Annotated in this window: 11 protein-coding genes and 1 pseudogene; 6 read left to right on the top strand and 6 right to left on the bottom strand. The window is 60.8% G+C overall.

Going from position 1 to position 15,883, the window contains the following annotated elements; genetic code table 11:
• The first annotated feature begins 5 nt into the window (after window positions 1-5).
• Window positions 6-997: pseudogene (gene glsA / locus G5V57_RS16225) on the top strand (glutaminase A).
• 62 nt (window positions 998-1,059) lie between these two features.
• Here glsA and G5V57_RS16220 read toward each other — a convergent pair.
• Window positions 1,060-1,860: a GH25 family lysozyme gene (locus G5V57_RS16220; RefSeq protein ID WP_165168641.1), complete on the bottom strand. Its 801-nt coding sequence runs from the start codon at window positions 1,858-1,860 to the stop codon at window positions 1,060-1,062.
• A 122-nt stretch (window positions 1,861-1,982) separates the two neighbouring features.
• Entirely contained in the window at window positions 1,983-2,996 is a 1,014-nt protein-coding gene (locus tag G5V57_RS16215) for an AraC family transcriptional regulator (RefSeq protein WP_165168640.1), read from the bottom strand.
• Window positions 2,997-3,116: 120 nt separating this feature from the next.
• Between G5V57_RS16215 and G5V57_RS16210 the strand changes: the two genes are divergently transcribed.
• Window positions 3,117-5,546, top strand: a complete 2,430-nt coding sequence (locus G5V57_RS16210; protein WP_165168639.1) for an arylsulfatase — start codon at window positions 3,117-3,119, stop codon at window positions 5,544-5,546.
• A gap of 259 nt (window positions 5,547-5,805) precedes the next feature.
• Entirely contained in the window at window positions 5,806-7,479 is a 1,674-nt protein-coding gene (locus tag G5V57_RS16205) for a calcium-binding protein (protein ID WP_165168638.1), read from the top strand.
• A gap of 137 nt (window positions 7,480-7,616) precedes the next feature.
• On the opposite strand, the gene G5V57_RS16200 is transcribed toward G5V57_RS16205, so the two are convergent.
• From G5V57_RS16200 to G5V57_RS16185, 3 genes are all read right to left on the bottom strand, one after another.
• Window positions 7,617-8,000: a hypothetical protein gene (locus G5V57_RS16200; protein ID WP_165168637.1), complete on the bottom strand. Its 384-nt coding sequence runs from the start codon at window positions 7,998-8,000 to the stop codon at window positions 7,617-7,619.
• A 573-nt stretch (window positions 8,001-8,573) separates the two neighbouring features.
• Window positions 8,574-11,135, bottom strand: coding sequence for a tetratricopeptide repeat-containing protein (locus tag G5V57_RS34395; RefSeq protein WP_246737649.1), 2,562 nt, complete (start codon window positions 11,133-11,135; stop codon window positions 8,574-8,576).
• Window positions 11,136-11,803: 668 nt separating this feature from the next.
• The gene (locus G5V57_RS16185; RefSeq protein WP_165168636.1) at window positions 11,804-12,307 is read right to left on the bottom strand and encodes a ferritin-like domain-containing protein; all 504 of its coding nucleotides are present in this window, start codon (window positions 12,305-12,307) and stop codon (window positions 11,804-11,806) included.
• 317 nt (window positions 12,308-12,624) lie between these two features.
• On the opposite strand from G5V57_RS16185, the gene G5V57_RS16180 reads away from it, so the two are divergent.
• The 3 genes from G5V57_RS16180 (at window position 12,625) to G5V57_RS16170 (ending at window position 14,311) form a co-directional block, all read left to right on the top strand.
• Window positions 12,625-13,335: a Crp/Fnr family transcriptional regulator gene (locus G5V57_RS16180; protein ID WP_165168635.1), complete on the top strand. Its 711-nt coding sequence runs from the start codon at window positions 12,625-12,627 to the stop codon at window positions 13,333-13,335.
• Between the two features lie 276 nt (window positions 13,336-13,611).
• Complete coding sequence (locus G5V57_RS16175; protein WP_165168634.1) at window positions 13,612-14,001, top strand: hypothetical protein; 390 nt, start codon at window positions 13,612-13,614, stop codon at window positions 13,999-14,001.
• Between the two features lie 19 nt (window positions 14,002-14,020).
• The gene (locus G5V57_RS16170; protein ID WP_371744801.1) at window positions 14,021-14,311 is read left to right on the top strand and encodes a DUF1488 domain-containing protein; all 291 of its coding nucleotides are present in this window, start codon (window positions 14,021-14,023) and stop codon (window positions 14,309-14,311) included.
• A 345-nt stretch (window positions 14,312-14,656) separates the two neighbouring features.
• Here the strand turns inward: G5V57_RS16170 and G5V57_RS16165 are convergent, their stop codons facing one another.
• A complete protein-coding gene (locus G5V57_RS16165; RefSeq protein ID WP_165174149.1) occupies window positions 14,657-15,778 on the bottom strand; it encodes a sensor histidine kinase in 1,122 nt (373 codons plus the stop codon).
• Window positions 15,779-15,883: the final 105 nt, after the last annotated feature.

Below are 15,883 nucleotides of genomic sequence, written 5' to 3'. Positions count from 1 at the left end.
CTCGCATGCCAAGCATTGATGAATTCGCCTTCTCTTACGTGTCGACCGGCCGCCTGCCGGACGCGGAGGTGGTTGAACGGCTGGTTTACGAGGCCTACGAACGGTTCAAGAACAATGACGAGGGCGAAAATTCACAGGTTTATCCCGCTCTAGCACGCGTGCCGCGCGATCTCTTCGGCATTTGCGTGGTCAGCACCTCCGGCCGTGTCTATGCTGCAGGCGAGGTCGAGCACGAATTCTCTATCATGAGCGTATCGAAGCCGTTCATCTTCGCACTCATTTGCCAACTCATCGGCCCGGGTGAAGTCCGTGCCAAGCTCGGCGTCAACGCCACCGGTCGTTCTTTCAATTCGCTCGGCGCCATAGAGGACATGCCGGGTGGACTTACCAATCCCATGGTGAATTCCGGCGCAATCGCTACCACCAGCCTCGTGCCGGGGCGAGCGGCGAAGACAAATGGAAGTTCATTCGTGACGGCCTGTCCAGATTCGCCGGCCGGACGCTGCTCCTGAACGAGGAGGTCTACACCTCCGCCTCTAAGACCAACTTCCGCAATCGCGCCATCGCGCAGACGCTTCAGAGTCTCGACCGGATCTACTGCGATCCGAAGGTGGTCACCGACCTCTATACGCGGCAATGCTCGCTCAACGTGAGTGCACGCGACCTCGCGGTGATGGGGGCGACGCTGGCGGATGGGGGCGTCAATCCGATCAATGGCGAGCGGGTGGTGGATGCGCATGTGTGCCACTATGCACTAGCGGTGATGACCACGGCTGGGCTCTACGAGACTTCGGGCGATTGGCTCTACGAGATCGGACTGCCAGGCAAGAGCGGCATCGGCGGCGGCATCGTCACCGTCTCGCCGGGGAAGGGTGGAGTCGGTACTTTCGCGCCACCCTTGGACAATGCGGGCAATAGCGTGAAGGGCCAGCTCGCCACGCGCTATCTCTCTCAGCGGCTCGGTATGGACCTCTTCGTATCCGCGCCGGAGGTGTGACGCTCATAGCGGATCCCTTTTCATTGGTGGCTTTGATAGCTGCAGCAGGTCCGGCCCGGGAATTACTCGTTCGACGACATCGATGCCGCGGTCCCGCAAATGCATCGCTTTTCCAACACGACCTTCCAATCGGCGGGCGTGCCGTTGAAGCTGTTGCGGTCGACCGGGCCGGCGACGCCCTGCACGCGCCCCGTGGTGGTAAACTGCCAGAACGCCCAGTTGCGCCCCGGATACTTCGTTTCCGGCTTCGCCGCCACCGAGCGCAGCCAGAAATGATAATCGGTGAACTCGCCTTCGAGCACCTCGCGATGAAATTTCGGGTCAGTGTAGATGATCGGCCGCTTGCCGGTATGCGCCTCCATCGCCGCGAGCATGACCTTGATCTTGGCGATGGCGTCGGCGCGCGCGATGCGGCGCGGGCAGGTCTTGGAGTGGCTGTTCCACTCGACGTCGAGCACCGGCGGCAGCGCGTCGTCGTCTTCCGGCACATGCGACTTGAACCACGACGCCTGCTGACTCGCCTTGCTGCACCAATACATGAAATGATAGGCGCCGCGGGCGACGCCCGCCTTCTTCGCGGCGCGCCAATTGGCGAGAAATTTCGGGTCGAAGCGGTCGGCCCCCTCGGTCGCCTTGATGTAGGCGAAATGCACCCCTGCATCGCTGACTTTCTGCCAGTTGATGTCGCCCTGGTAATAGGAGACGTCGATGCCCTGGACCGGCATCGTGTGGGCCACGGCGACGCCCTTATTCGGCTTCTTGTCCGAGAGCGGGCCGGAAAACGCGGCCCCGGCGCCCAAGCCTGCGGCGAACATCCCCAAAGCAACGACAAAAACCGCCATGCGGCGTCGATCAAGCGGCATCGGATAAGCCCCGACCTTTCCGAACGTCAATCCTAACCCGACGAAGTTTAAGACTTTCTTGCCTTAGCGCAACCACAAGTTTTATTTCGCAGGATCTGCACCGGGGCTCCTTCAGCTCCCCCTTACGGGCTTCTCTGGACCCGGAAATGTCTTGGCGCGCTGCCGGTCCACCGCCGGAACGCCCGGGTCAAGGAAGCCTGATCGGCATAGCCCAGTTCCGCCGCTATGGAGGCAATGGTGACATCCGTTTCGTGAAGCCGCTTCTGTGTTTCGCTGCGGCGCGTCTCGGCGAGAAGCTTCGAGAAGCTCCTGCCTTCCTCTTTCAGCTGACGCTGGAACGAGCGCGCGCTCAAGCCCGCCGCCGAGACGACAGGTTCGATCGTGATGGCCTGACCGTCCTCGATCATCGAGACGAGCAGCAATCGCACTGAAGCCGCGAGCGTCCCATCACCCCGCAAGGGGTTGTGATCCGGCAATTGCCGGCCGTTGAGGCGATCGCGCGCGCAGCTTCCAAATGGGCGATCCATGATCTGATTGTCAATCAGGATGGAAAGCCCACGGGATCTGCTCGCGACGATATCCGGGCCAAAGCATCCTGTCAGATGGGTCAACCCAAACTCCGGATGGGCCGGCAATTCGATTTTCAAGAACCGCGATCGGGCTGCGCCGGTCATACCGCATATCCGGTCAATCATCGTCGCGGCGTATTGCAGAAGGAGATGCGTGGTCTCCGGATCGAAGCGGTGGGAGAAGAACTCACTGACGATCGTGGAGCTCGTCGTCTTCCGCATCGAAACATGCTCGTGCGAGCAGTAGAACGGCAGAGCCGCAATGATCCGGGCCAGCGCCTCGCGCGGCGTCCCCGTTCCCAGCCCCACGCGGCCGAGCATGGCGATTTCAAGATCGTCCGCCTCCGAGACAATGCGATATGGCAAGTCCGGGCCGATCTGGCGCGCGCAGGTTTGCAGGAGAGCGGCCGCCTGAACCAGCGGGACCGGGCGACATGGAAAAGCGACCATATCCCGGGGCAGGGAAACGGCGTGAAGGGCCTCCTCCACCGGAATTCCCCGCCGCGCAAACCAGCTCAGCGTCGGAAACAGCGCAAATCCGCGAATGAAGGGAATGGTGATCGACATTCTGTCTCAGGCCATTTTTTGGCGTGAAATGTCAAATGTGAGTCCGGCATTTTAACTAGCATAGTTCGAGGTGACATACGACCGCAGGCTGACCATGGCGTTTGAGGGAGTTTCGATCCCATGAACCTAATCAAGCACTTCGCGGCAATTGCCGTTCTGAGCGTGTATTGGCTGCCGGTGTCCCAAGGGGTGGGCGCGCAGGAAATCAACGGCGTCCTGGGCTCGCCGGAAGCGACGACGACCATCGACGGCAAGCAGCTTCCGCCGCCCGATCCGGCCTTCAGGGGTGTGGTCAAGGAAAAGGCTTCCGAGTCGACCCCCTGGTGGCCGCCGCGGGTCGTGCCGCCTAAAGGCGCTCCCAATATTCTGCTCATCATGACGGATGACGCCGGCTTCGGCGCGCCGGGCACGTTCGGCGGCGTGATCCCCACTCCGGCCATGGATCGTATCGCACAGAGTGGCCTGCGCTATACGAATTTCCACTCGACGTCGCTCTGCTCGCCGACACGCGCGGCGCTGATCACCGGACGCAACCATCACGTCGCCGGCTTCGGCGTCGTGGCCGAAATCGCCACCGGTTTTCCCGGGTACGATTCGATCATCCGGAAGGAGAACGGCACCGTCGGCGCCATCCTCAAGAACAACGGCTACGCCACCTCCTGGTTCGGCAAGGACCACAACACGCCCTTCTACCAGGCGAGCATCGCCGGGCCGTTCGATCAATGGCCGATCGGCATGGGCTTCGATTATTTCTACGGTTTTGTCGGCGGCGATGCCAGCCAGTGGCAGCCGAATCTCTTCCGCAATACGACGGCGATCTATCCCTTCCAAGGGAAACCGGGCTGGAACCTGACGACCGCCATGGCGGACGAGGCCATCCAGTACATGAAGGGGCTCAAGGAAATCGCGCCTGGCAAACCCTGGCTGGTCTATTACGTGCCCGGAGGCACCCACGCGCCGCATCACCCGACAAAGGAATGGGTCGACAAGATCAGTGCGATGCATCTCTTCGACGGCGGCTGGAACAAGCTGCGCGAAACCATATTCGCCAACCAGAAACGCTTGGGCATCATGCCCGCCAATGCGCAACTGACGCCCTGGCCGAAAGGGCTGCCGGAATGGGACACACTCAGCTGGGATCAGAAGAAGCTCTTCATCAAGCAGGCGGATGTCTATGGCGCCTATCTCGCTTATACCGACCATGAGATCGGCCGGGTGATCCAGGCGGTCGACGATCTGGGCGAACTCGACAATACGCTCATCATCTATATCGGCGGCGACAATGGCGCCAGCCCGGAAGGCATGATCAACGGCACGCCCAATGAATTCACCACGTTCAATGGCGTTCCCGTGCCGGTCAAGGACCAGTTCCTCTGGTATCCCTTCTGGGGATCGGAACGAACCTTCCCGCATTTCTCGGCGGGCTGGGCCTGGGCGATGGACACGCCCTTCAAATGGGTCAAGCAGGTGGCCTCGCATTTCGGCGGAACGGCGCAAGGCGTCGCCATGTCGTGGCCAGGTCACATCACTGATGCGGGCGGCATCCGCCGCCAGTTCCATCACATCATCGACATCGTGCCGACTATCCTGGAAGCGGCCCACATTCCGGTGCCGGAGACGCTCAACGGTATCAAGCAGCGTCCCATGGACGGCGTGAGCATGGCCTACACATGGAGCAAGGAGAATGCCAACGCGCCGTCGCACCGCACGACGCAGTATTTCGAGATGCTCGGCAACCGGGCCATCTATCATGACGGCTGGGTCGCAGCGACCACTCCGGCGACGCTGCCCTGGGAATTGAGCACCGCGACACCGCCCGATGTGATCACCGGCTACAATTGGGAGCTCTACAATGTCGCGGAAGACCCTACCGAGTTCAACGACCTGGCGCCCAAGATGCCGGACAAGCTCAAGGAGATGCAGGACCTCTTCTACGCCGAGGCGAAGAAGCACGACGTTCTGCCCATGGACAATTCCACGCTCACGCGCTGGAACGCGCCGCGCCCGAGTCTCACGGCGGGACGCAAGGTCTTCACCTATTCGGGAGGACTGATCGGTGTTCCCCCGAGCGACGCGCCGAGCATTCTCGACAAGTCCTATACGATCACCGCCGAGGTCGAGATCCCCGACGGCGGTGCGGAAGGCATGATCGTGACCGAGGGCGGACGCTTCGGCGGCTATGGACTCTTCCTGAGCAAGGGCGAATTCGGCTTCGACCGGGGCAAGGTCGTGTTCCTGTACAACCTGCTCGATCTCAAGCGCACGATGTGGGAAGGCCCCTATCTCGAGCCCGGCAAACACACGATCGTCTTCGACTTCAAGGCCAGTGGCGAGGGCTTGGGCAAGGGCGGTACCGGCGTGCTTTCCGTGGATGGCCAGGAGGTGGCCACGAATACCATGGATCACACGACCCCGGTCACCTTCCCGGAGGACGAAACCTTCGATATCGGCGAGGACACCCGCACCGGCGTCGCGATGGTGGAGTATCGCTATGATGTTCCGTTCAACTTCACCGGAAAGATCGACAAACTGACGTTCACGCTGGAGTAGATATGTCGGCGGTCTACTTCGGGTGTTCGCAAGCCGATTGAGATCCTCCGCTCCCGGCGTCATTTCCCGGCCGGCAAGCTACAGCGCATGGTGGGCCGACAGGATGAAAACGTCCTGATGCCGGTCACCTATGCTGATTGCTCATACCTCCAGGCCTCCCGCCACGCTTTCGCCATGTTTTCGCCCTTCTGACGACACTTCGAATAACGTAACGTTAAGCGCGGGGTTCCTACCATTCAATCCTTCATGGAGCTGACAAATGCCCAATGGTGGTATTCCGCCCTCTCCCGGTGCGAACAATACGATAAAGGGCACACCGTTCTCCGATACCCTAATCGGGGACGCCGACCAGATGGCGGGATATTCGCAAGGCGGCGACGACATCATCGACGCCCGCGAGGGTGACGATTATGCCTATGGCGACGCCCGCTACCTCCTCGAACACAGCCATGGCGGCAACGACGTAATCTATGGCGGCGGAGGCCGCGACTATGTCGCCGGCGATTCATTCTATCTCCTCGACTTCGCGGTGGGCGGCAACGACCGGATCTTCGGTGGCGACGGCGACGACTTCTCGCTCGTCGGCGATGCCCGCGGCCTGTTCAACGACGCGCAGGGCGGCGATGACCGGGTCGACGGCGGAGCGGGCAACGACTATCTGGCCGGCGACGCGGACACGATGCGGGACAATGCGCGCGGCGGCGATGACTTCCTCGTCGGAGGGGCCGGCAATGATGAGCTCTATGGCGACGCCGAGACCTACACCAATTTCACCGGCGTCGGCGGCGCCGACCGCTTCTACTTCGATATCGGGAGCGGCCAGGATCGTATAGGCGATTATGAAGTCGGCAAGGATCTGATCCAGATCGCTCACGCTTACGGATTCAAGTCATTCGCCGAGCTTCAGTCACATATCAGTGACGACCCGTCCGGCAATGCCGTCGTCCATTTCAGCGCCACGGATCAGGTCACCTTGCTGGGCGTGTCGAGCGTCGAGTTGAGCGCGGCCGACTTCCTGTTTTCGGACGAGGTCATCCGCGGCTCGTCGGGCAACAACAACATGAACCCGACCAGTGACGTTCTGGCATACCGCACATCCGCTCTGAACGACACGGTTCTCGGGCTTGGCGGGAATGACGTGATCGATGGCGGCGGCGGCGCCGACACGATGAAGGGAGGCATCGGCAACGATACTTATTTCGTCGATACCTATTCCGAAGACGGGATCGCTGGAAATGACGATCGCGTTGTCGAGCTGGCCGGCGAGGGCCGCGATCTCGTCAATGCATCGGTAAGCTATCGCCTGGCGGACGAGGTGGAGAATCTCACTCTGACCGGGACGGCCGCGATCGACGGCACCGGCAATGCGCTTGCCAATGTGATCACCGGAAATGCCGGCGCCAACACTCTGTCCGGCGGCCTCGGCGGCGACACGCTCAGGGGAAAGGCCGGCGACGACCATCTGATCGGCGAGGAAGGCAGCGATACGCTCGAAGGCGGCGACGGCAATGACATTCTGGACGGCGGCACCGCAAGCGACACGCTGTTCGGCGGTAAGGGCCAGGACACGCTCAGTGGCGGCGCCGACGCCGATCGCTTCGTCTTCAACCTCGGTGATACGTCGAAAAACGCCGCGAGCCTGGACACGATCGTCGACTTCACGACCGGCCAGGACGTCATCGATCTTGACATCGTTCATGGTGGGCTTCCGCAAACCGCCTACGCGGAAGCTTCGATCGCCACCAACAACTATGCGGACGCGCTGGCGCTCGCGCATTCGATGATCGGCAGCGGCCAGACCGCCGCATTCGTGGCGGGCGCGACCGACGGATGGCTTTTCTGGGACACCGGCGGCGATGGGATCATCGACCAGGCGATCATGCTGAAGGGCGTCCACACGCTCGGCGGCTTTGCCGGAAGCGATATAGTGTAGAGCACCGGACGCTCACTAGAATCAGTCCGGCGCTCTAACTCTTTGATTTGCGCATCGGATTATCCGAAAACCGCTTCGCGTGGTCGGATCGCGTCCGACCACAAGCTTTTCGGTCCGATGCTGTAGCGCGCATCCGCTCACGGCTCGTCGCCAATCCTGATCACGCCGGCTTCGATATCACCGCCCGCAGCGACGCCACCGACTGAGGTCACACTGCCCGAGCCTTCGTTGTCGCTTGTAGCCGGCATTCCGTCAGACGCCGCCGTCCGGCCGGTGATCGTGATGTCCTGCACATGAATGTCGTCACGCGCCGCGACACCGTCTACCGCAATGACTCCTCCCTCGTGTGAGGTGAAGATCCACGATCCCGAAGCGATTGCCAGAACCATGGCCACAACCGCGGCCCATTTCCAAGGCCAAGCCAATACCGAAAACCACCAGGGAGTGCCGGTGCCGGCCCGCTCGACGGCCGAGGCGACAATCTGGCCACGCGCCAGGAAGGGAAGCCAGAATTTTCGCACAAAGGCTCGATCGAAATAGCCGCCATGAGGCATCGCGTGAATGCGGTCTCTGACCTCGACTGAACCAAAACCATGGGTGCCGGATGTGCCGTACCCCCCAGCTCAGTGAAGCAGCCAGAACCGGCCAGACGTCCTTCGTTCCGCATTCGTTGAGAACGGCGTTTCGCATCGGCTGATCGCTTATCTGGATTGCGATCCGCGACCAGGCAAACGTATTGGGGATGATCGACCCGCACAGGATGATCCGGCGGAGGGCGATGTCGCTATGCTCCATCAGAATGCGAGAGAGAGCATAGGTTCCGTAACTATGAGCAATCACGGATATGTCGTGGCCGGCAAATTCACGGATGGCATCGCGAAGCTCCCTGTGCAGCCGCGCGATCGGCCCCTGACGGCAAATACCGAGAGGGCACCAGAATCGGAAGACGTCAAAATAACCGTATTTGAGGGGAATGACGGTGGCGCCGGTATCCGCTTCGATCAGAGCTTTTACTTCGCCTTGCCACCAGGCGCGCGTCCGGATGCCGTGGATGAGCAGAACAATCTGCTTCCTCCTCTCGTCGATGGGCGTTTTCATTGCGTGTCTCCCGGACTTGCCGTCGCCCCCAGTTTGTCGAATTCGTCCTCGATCTGCTTGATCCTCTCGGCGAAGTAGGCGTCATAATCCTCGCCTTCGGACCGATAAGACGCCCACGCCGATCGCACCGCGAGATTTGCCGCTTTGATCAGTTCCCTCGAATGCGTGCGAACGCCAAGAAGGAGCTGCGTCGTGCCGAGATTGTTCTGGGTTATGGCCCAGTCGAGCGGCGCCCGCTCGCGCGTCGTCTCTCCCAATGCCGCGCGATAGGCGGCCGCCGCCTCCTCGAGCCGCGCCGTGCCGCTCTCACGCCCGCCGAGCGTCGATAGCGCGTTGCCGAGATTGTTCTGCATCATGGCCCAGTCGAGCGGCGCCCGCTCGCGCGTCGTCTCCTCCAGCGCCGCGCGATAGGCGGCAACCGCTTCCTCAAGCCGCGCCGTGCCACTCTCGCGCTCGCCCAGCCGCGAAAGCGCATTGCCGAGGTTGCTCTGGACTGTGGCCCATTCGAGCGGCGCCCGCTGACGGGTCGTCTCCTCGAGGGCCGCGCGATGGGCGGCAACCGCCTCTTCGAGCCGCTCAGTGCCGCTGTCGCTCATACCGAGCGCCGACAGCGCATTGCCAAGATTGTTCTGCGTCATGGCCCAGTCGAACGGCGCCCGCTCGCGCGTCCACTCCTCCAGGGCCGCGCGATAGGCGGCAACCGCTTCCTCGAACCGCGTCGTGCTGCCCTCGCGCCCACCGAGCATCTGAAGCACATTACCGAGATTGTGCTCGGTCTCCGCCCAGTCTAGGGGCACCCGCTCACGGGTCCTCTCCTGCAGCGCGGCGCGATAGGCGGCAACCGCTTCCTCGAACCGCTGCGTGCCATTCTCGCGCCCGCCGAGCGTTGTAAGCGCATTGCCAAGATTGTTCTCGGTCATGGCCCAGTCGAGCGGCGCCCGCTCGCGGGTCGTCTCTTCCAATGCCCCGCGATAGGCGGCCACCGCCTCCTCGAGCCGCGCCGTGCTGCTCTCGCGCCCACCAAGCGTCGACAGCGCATTGCCGAGATTGTTCTGGATCCCTGCCCATCGCAGCGGCACGCGCTCGCGTGTCGCCTCCTCGAGCGCCGCGCGATAGGCGGCGACCGCCGCCTCGAGCCGCGCCGTGCCACTCTCGCGCCCGCCAAGGGTCCAAAGCACATTGCCGAGGTTGTTCTGGGTCGTGGCCCAGTCGAGGGGGACCCGCTCACGGGTCCTTTCCTCCAACGCCCCGCGATAGGCGGCGACCGCCTCCTCGAGCCGCTGCGTGCCGCTCTCGCGCTCGCCGAGCGTTGACAGCGCATTGCCGAGATTGTTCTGGGTCATGGCCCAGTCGAGCGGTGCGCGTTCGCGCGTCCATTCCTCCAGCGCCGCGCGATAGGCGGCAACCGCCTCCTCGATCCGCGCTGTGCCGCTCCCGCGCTCGCCGAGCCTTAGAAGCGCAGCGCCCAGATTGTTCTGGGTCATGGCCCAGTCGAGCGGCGCCCGCTCGCGCGTCCATTCCTCCAGCGCCGCGCGATAGGCGGCAACCGCCTCCTCGAGCCGCGCCGTGCCGCTCTCGCGCTCGCCGAGCCGCAAAAGCGCAGCACCCAGATTGTTCTGGATCATCGCCCATTTGAGCGACATGCGCTGCCGTGTCCATTCCTGCAGCGTCGCGCGATAGGCGGCAACCGCTTCCTCGAGCCGCGCCGTGCCGCTCTCGCGCTCGCCGAGAATCGAAAGCACAGCGCCCAGATTGTTCTGGATCATCGCCCATTGGAGCGACATGCGCTCGCGTGTCCATTCCCCGAGCGCCGCGCGATAGGCCGCAACCGCTTCCTCGAGCCGCGCCGTGTCACCCTCGCGCTCGCCAAGCCGCGAAAGCGCATTGCCGAGATTATTCTGGGTCTGGGCCCAGTCGAGAGGCGAGCGTTCGCGTGTCCGCTCGACCAATGTGCGCTGGTAGGTGGCGATCGATTGCCTGAGAGCCGCGTTGTCGCCCTTCTGATCGCCATAAGTCTGCAGGGCTTTCGCTGCTTCGAGGAGATAGCCGCCACGCTCCCTCCAATTCGCCGCCGGCACTTTACCCGCCGCCTGCTCGAACAACTGGGCCGCAGTCCGGTAATCAAGCTGCGTCAGGCTGAGCCGGGCCGAACGCTCGTCAACGGCCGCGTCGTCGAGGTCCGCTCTGTCCAGTGCCTCGCGCAGCTCATCGCGCTTCTTGCGTTGCTCGTCGCGAAGCGCCACCACCTTTGCCAGCAGGCTCTTGGCCGCGGCGGTCCGGCCCGCATCGATGGCGGCATCGGCCTGGTCGAGAAGCTCCTGAGCCATCGGGCCGCCCGTCGTGATGGCCTGCCTTTCGTTGAGGAGCGAGAGGTAGTCTTTTGCGATCGTGGCGAAGGTCTCGACGAGCTTCTCTTCAGGAACCTGCTCGCGCTTGATCGTCTCCAGGAATCCCTTGATCGCCTGTTCGTTGACACCAAGCTTCTTCGAGACATTGATCAGGGCGTTTACGGCGGCGCTATCCGACTGAAACAGCTCCTTGATCTGCTCCAATGTCAACCCACACCTGATCTGGATTTCGCCCGCCGAAATGCTCTCGCCGGCAGCTATACCGCATGTAGACCGCACTTCCGCCAGAGCGGCTCCCCCAACAATGCAAACAAGAGCGAGGGTGAGCCATACGAATCCGGTCTGTCGGCATCTACTCCGGAGCATCGACATTCTCCGTTTCCGTTGCCTGGCGATATGTCTCGGCGATCACGCAGCTACATATCTGAATATTTATTTTTGCATGCAAAGCTTCTGCAAAGTGTGGGAAAACGCACACCGTCCAGATCTGGATTTCGCTAGCGCGCGGCTCGTTGGGTCGCTATTCCGAGAGCCGAAGGACGAGCACCATCAGGAGCGAGTGGTGGTTGTCGCCTCATGAAAAGGCCGCCTTCGGGGAAAGGCGGCCTTTATTACTCAGGAGCTACTGGACTTGTGCCGCGGGGGGCGATAGTCCGCCGAACGCAGGGGAATCGTTCGTCTCCATCCGAAGACCTTGCGCCGTTTTTATTATGTGCGATGGTCAATTATGCTCATCTTCCCTAATAAAACTCATCTCGATCACGCGGACGAAGGCATCGAATTCGAACTCATCGAAGCTTGCGGAGATTGAGGCCAAGTGCAGAGCACTGACCTTTCATCCGGCAGAGATAGAATGCGACATCCCACTAATCGCGACGCTATTCGGCAGCTTCAGCGTGCTGCGCAGCAGGGTTGGCCGTGGCGGCGATATCACTGAGCAGTTTATCGGCCGCCTTCTCTTCCGCGAGCGTTTCCTGCAGGAGGGAAGAGGCCTTAGGAAGATCAAGCTGATCGGCCCAGGCGATCAGCGTGCCATAGCGCGCCATCTCGTAGTGCTCGACCGCCTGAGCAGAGGCGATAAGGCCCGCATCCATGACGCCGTCATTGTCGGCTTCATCCATAATGTTCGAACCCTCTGCAACGAGACCGTCCATCGCATCACAGGTCTTGCCGCGCGCAGGCTTTCCGATGATTTCAAAGATCTTTTCCAGCCTTGCCACCTGGCCTTCCGTTTCCATCTTGTGGTTCGTGAAGGCTTGCGCAAGCTCCTTGTCGCTGGCTTTCTTTGCCATTTTGGGAAGCGTCTTCACGAGCTTCTTTTCAGCATAGTAGATGTCGCGCAACGTATCTTCGAACAGATCGTCGAGTGTCTTGAGGGTCATATGAATTTCCTTTGTGTGTGCGGGAGCAACCCTCTCCTCAACCCTAAGTTCCATTTCCAGGAGCTTAGTGGCTTATGCATGCAGCGGTTTCCGGCTGACCGCGGATCTCGCCGTCTCGATATTTCGCCGTGTGGTTACAGGACACCGTCTTGCTATGGAGAGTGAGTGTACCTTTGCACATTGGGAAATCGATCTCTGAGCACTCCTGCTCACTTCACGGTCACGTTATCGCAACGCCTGTCCGGCGACTTTGACCGCGTATAATCTTGTGATAATAACGGGTTCGCTCGTCAGCGAGCTGGGGCAAGAAAAACGCCATGACGATCAAGCGACAGCCTTTGTTCGATCCCCAGTCCTTTCTCGCCAAGGTCGGCGAAGGCCGGAGCATTGCCAGCTACCGCAAGGACCAGATCATCTTCTCACAGGGCGACCCTGCCGACGCGGTCTTCTACATTCAGAAAGGCAAGGTCAAAATCACTGTCATTTCCGAGCAAGGCAAGGAGGCGGTCATCGCCATCCTTGATCCGAACGAATTCTTCGGAGAGGCCTGTCTTGCCGGTCAGGCGCAACGCATAACGACCGTCACTTCCATGGTCGAGTCCGCCATCATGCGCCTGGACAAAGCGGCCGTTGTGCGCGTCATCCATCATGAGCCGGCATTCTCCGAGATGTTCATCGCTCATCTTCTGGGTCGAACCATCCGCGTCGAAGCTGACCTGGTCGATCAGCTCTTCAATTCGAGCGAGAAACGCCTCGCCCGCCTTCTTTTGTTATTGGCCAACTTTGGCAAGGACGGAAAACCGGAGCCCATCGTCGCCAAGATCAGCCAGGAAATGCTGGCGGAGATGATCGGCACAACCAGATCCCGAGTTAGCTTTTTCATGAACAAATTCAGGAAACTAGGACTAATAGAGTATGACGGCAGCATCGAAGGCGGCATCCAAGTCCACAGCTCGCTACTGAACCTCGTCCTGCATGAGCAACCCGAAATCCGGACTGGTCTCCCGCCACCTGAAGGCCGAAGCTGACACCAGACTTTCAGGCAGGGCCGAAATGGACGACGCGCAGAGCGAACGCGCATCCTTATCCGGACTTTGCATTGTATGTGACAGGCGGAATCACCATATTCGTTGAGGAAGGATCACCTCAAATGAAAAAGGTGTTCGCTTGGCTCAATATTCAGCCCAATGACATTACGATTTTCTCCGTGATAGCGATGTTCATAGCTCTCGCCGCCATTTTCTTTGGCAGCTGGTAGAATGCCCCGCCAACCCGCGAGACGCAGCGACAGCTCCCCTCGGGAAATGATGTTCTCCGGCTATGAGCTTCGCGAAAACACGTCAAAGGCAGAATTTACGCTTCACCCGTCGGCAGGGCAGGCGACGCAAAGCCCGGCGCTGGCGCGCAGGCGCCTGACGAAGCACTCATTGGCAACCCTGTCAGGTGCCGGTGTTCTCCATTCCAGCACCGGCCAGGTGGGCGCGGTGCGTTACCATCTTCCCGTCCGGCAAGCCCACGGAACTCAAGTGGGCGACGGGCTCATCCTGAGAGAGGGCGATCTTCTCCATGAGACTTTCATGGACAGCGAGCATACGCTGCAGATCAGCGACGGACGCCGCATCCCGATACTTTTGACACGGTTGGGTTCAGATAGGGCCGAGTTCAGAACAACAGGGCCGATACCGGGCTTTTGAAAGCCTTCGCTTCAAAGGCATGCGAAAAACAGTATGGTGGAAAATGGCAATAGAATTTCCAAATCTCAGCCGCCGATATGATGCGACGCGCCGTTGCGTGCGGTTTTCCGGCTATGACGGCGCGCTGGAAAGGCCGTTTTTCGTCGAGGAGGAAGCGCTTTGGGCCCTCGACGCTATCGCCAGGAAAGGCGGAGCAGCCCTTCTCACGACATTCGACCGTCATCGCGATCGGATCTACGCGGTCGCGGTTCGTCTTTACGGACGACGCCGGGAAGGTTCTTACACACTGACACCGGCGGATTTTTCCTGATCAAGCATAGTTCATCACACCGATGGCCTGCTTCGGACGAGGTTACTTGTCGGCGAAGTGACGTAACTCCACTACGCCCGGAAGCGCACCCGGCGACGCATTCATGCGGTCACGCTTGATGTGCGATACGTTGTCACTTACGGAAGCTTGCTTAATACCAGCGTCCACGGCCATACCAGCCGCCGCCGCCGAGCAAGATGAGGATAAGGACTATGATGAGCAGAGAATTGGTGGTCATGTTCGCCTCCTGGAAGTGCGCGCCAGGCGGTGATAACGCAAGGCGAATTGTCAGACTCCATGAGGCCACATTGCGCCGTTTCCATCGAACGCGATGTTCAATTTCGCTCATACCCCTGGTAAATCGCGGGCGCCGCAGGAGCCTGGGTCGGGCCGAACGGGCGTCGACGCAGCCAGGCGCGACACGAATATTCCCTTGGTGACCGACACCGTCGTGCCGAGCGGAGTCATCAAGGCCTCGACATGGGCATCCAGCTGTCTGGCCAGCGCTTCGACGATGGTCGTGCCCAGTCCAGGGACCAGCTTGTCCAGAGTACCCTCCGGCCTGCCAATGCCGTTGTCGGAAACCGAAAGCCGCCAATTGGGCTCCGCCAGCTGATAGGTGACGGTGACCGTGCCGCCTGTACAGTCATCCGGAAATGCATGCTTCAAGGCATTTATGACGAGTTCCGTGACGATCAACCCGATGCTGACGGCCTGACTGGAAGAGGCGGTGGCGTCTTCGACGTGCACCGTCAATGATACCGGCCTGCGATTTCCGATCATCGAGTTCGCCAGCGTCTCGCACAGCCGGGTCAGATACGGGCCGAGCTCGATCATAGCCCCAGGTTCGGCGGCATGCAGATGCGTCTGCATCGCCGCAACCGACATGACCCTTTTATGCGCATCCTGAAGATGCAGCCGGGTCTCTTCCGAGCGCACCGCGCGCGCCTTGATGAGGAGAATACTGGCGATGATCTGCAAGCTGTTGGCAACACGGTGGCGCATCTCCCGCAGCAGGATATCCTTCTGATGCAGGAAGTCGTTCACTTCACGCTCTATGGCGCGCCGTCCGGTGATATCCTCGATGGCCAGGAGAATTGTGTCGTGAGCACTTTCCAGATAGAATATTTTGCGGGCATTGAGCAGCATGACGCGCCGCCCCAATCCGGCAAACTCGCGCTCGACTTCGTACGCTTCGATGACCGCCTGCCGCGGCGCGATATTCTTCAACAGCAGCCGAAGCTCGGGGATATTCCACTCGCCCTCGCCCAACAGATAGAGCGGACGATTCTGAACGTCCTGATGGCTCATTTTGAAGGTCAGGTAGAATGAGCGGTTTGCTGAAACGACACGCAGGTCCTTGTCGAGTACCAGTAGGGGGTCGCGGACTGTATCTACGATCGCCTGGGCGAGGCCGCGCCCGTCGACGCTGTTCTCTAACAGCTTGCTGCGGGCCAAGACCGGCATGTCGGCTGGAAATACCAGCCGTTTGGAATTTTGCACATCAATCCTTTCAGAAGTTTCGGGGGGCGCGGAAATAATCCGCTGCCCGATGGTCCCGTCGACTTCGCA

Origin of the sequence: Nordella sp. HKS 07 (assembly GCF_011046735.1) — a bacterium.
In the GTDB taxonomy this organism is placed as follows: Bacteria; Pseudomonadota; Alphaproteobacteria; order Rhizobiales; family Aestuariivirgaceae; genus Taklimakanibacter.
The sequence above is the reverse complement of the archived record's forward strand: the minus strand, read 5'-3'. Positions and strand labels throughout refer to the sequence as shown.